The organism is Desulfosarcina cetonica JCM 12296, from assembly GCF_001311845.1.
Classification (GTDB): Bacteria; Desulfobacterota; Desulfobacteria; order Desulfobacterales; family Desulfosarcinaceae; genus Desulfosarcina; species Desulfosarcina cetonica.
In genome coordinates, this window is record NZ_BBCC01000413.1 from 1 (window position 1) to 1,890 (window position 1,890).

A 1,890-nucleotide genomic window follows, 5' to 3' on the forward strand; every position below is an offset into this window, starting at 1 on the left:
CGCCAGCCAGCACCTGGCCGGCATTGCCAATGCCAAGTGCGTGGTGGCCATCAACAAGGACGAGGAGGCCAACATCTTCAAACGTGCCCGCTTCGGCATCGTCGACGATTACAAGAAAGTGGTGCCGGCCCTCATTCAAGCCCTCAACGAGGAACGCTAAATGACGCGCATCCCCTATTGGAACATCAGCTACGGTATCCTCATCGACGCCTTTGCCCTGGTGGCCGTGATCGTCTTTGCCCGGGGGGTATATGGCCATTGGCAGCGCATCAAAAAAGGCAAACTGCGCCTGCGCCCGGTGCGCGACCTGCCCGGCCAGATCGGGCCGATCTTCGTCTATGCCCTGGTCACCAAGGGCATTCTGGGAAGCAAGCTCTACAAGAAGTTCTTCACCGGCCTGGCCCATGGGTTTCTCTTCTGGGGCATGATCCTGCTGGGCATCGGCACGACCCTGGTGGTGCTCAACGTGCTCTTCGGCCTGCCGATCTTTGCCGGCGGCTTCAACCGCTGGTTCATGTCCTTTGGCCTGGACCTGGCCGGTCTGGCCGCCTTGGCGGGGTTGATCTTTTTCTTCCTCAGAAGGATGTTCCCGCCGCAACGGCTGATCACCCCCCGGGAACGCGCCGGGTTCGTGGCCCAGATCGGCCTGCTCTTGGCCGTGATCGTCACCGGCTTCATCGTCGAGGGCATCCGCATCAAGGCCACCGGCCCGGATCCCTATGCCTTTGTGGGCAATATCCTCGCCGGCTGGCTGCCGGCCAACCTGGCCGCCCATCGTCTCTTCTGGTGGGGGCATGGGCTTTTGTGCATGGCCTTTATCGCCTATATCCCGTATTCGCCCATGATGCACATTCTCCTGGTGCCGGCCAACACGGCCCTGGCCGATCCCATGCCCGGCAGCAAGATGGGCGTCATGGACTTCTCCTCCTTTGACAACGAGGAATCCGAGGAGATCCCCACCCTGGGCTGCGCCAGCCTGGCCGACTTCACCCAAAAGCGCCTGTTGGATTATGATGCCTGCCTGTGGTGCGGCCGCTGCCACGAGGTCTGTCCGGCGGCCAGCACCCAAAAGCCGCTCTCGCCCAAGGGGGTCATGCTCACCCTGGCCGAACGCCTCACCAACGGCGAGTTCGAAGACACCGAGGTGATCGATGCCATCGGCGAGGATGCGATCTTTGCCTGCACCACCTGCACGGCCTGCATGGAGGCCTGTCCGGCCTGCATCAACCAGCCCAAGACGATCCTGAAGTTCCGCCAGAACCTGGTCATGGAGCAGTCGCGCATCCCCGAGCTCATGGGCAAGGCCATGACCAGCCTGGAGCAGCGCGCCCATCCCTTCTTCGGCACCGGTTCGGGCCCCAAGGAGTGGTGCAAGGATCTTGACGTGCCGATCTTTGCCCAAGGCGAGACCGAGTACCTGCTCTGGATCGGCTGTTCGGTGACCTATGAGGAACGCGCCCAGAAGATCGCCCGCGCCATGGTGCACATCCTGGATGCGGCCGGCGTCTCCTACGGTATCCTCGAGGAGTCCCGCTGCACCGGCGATCCGGCCAAGCAGATGGGCAACGAGTTCATGTTCTCCGAGCTGGCCCAGACCAATATCGAGGAGTTCAACGACCTGGGCGTTCAAAAGATCATTACCCTGTGTCCTCACTGCTACAACAGCTTCACCCGCCATTACCCGCCCCTGGGCGGTGATTACACGGTGATCCCCCACGCGGTGTTCATCGACCGGCTGATTTCTCAAGGCAAGATTGCTCCCCGGGACAACGGCCAGTCCATCGTCTACCACGATCCCTGCTACCTGGGCCGGCGCAACCGCATCTTCGAGGCCCCCCGGCAGGTGGTCCGCCGTTTGGGCCGCTGGTGGAGATGCCCCGCCATGGCGCG

At 62.5% G+C, this 1,890-nt stretch carries 1 protein-coding gene; it reads left to right on the forward strand.

Annotation, left to right across the window (positions count from 1 at the left end; genetic code table 11):
• Nucleotides 1-160: 160 nt before the first annotated feature.
• Nucleotides 161-1,890: (Fe-S)-binding protein (locus JCM12296_RS34485; protein ID WP_054702652.1), on the forward strand; the 1,730-nt coding region annotated here is incomplete at its 3' end.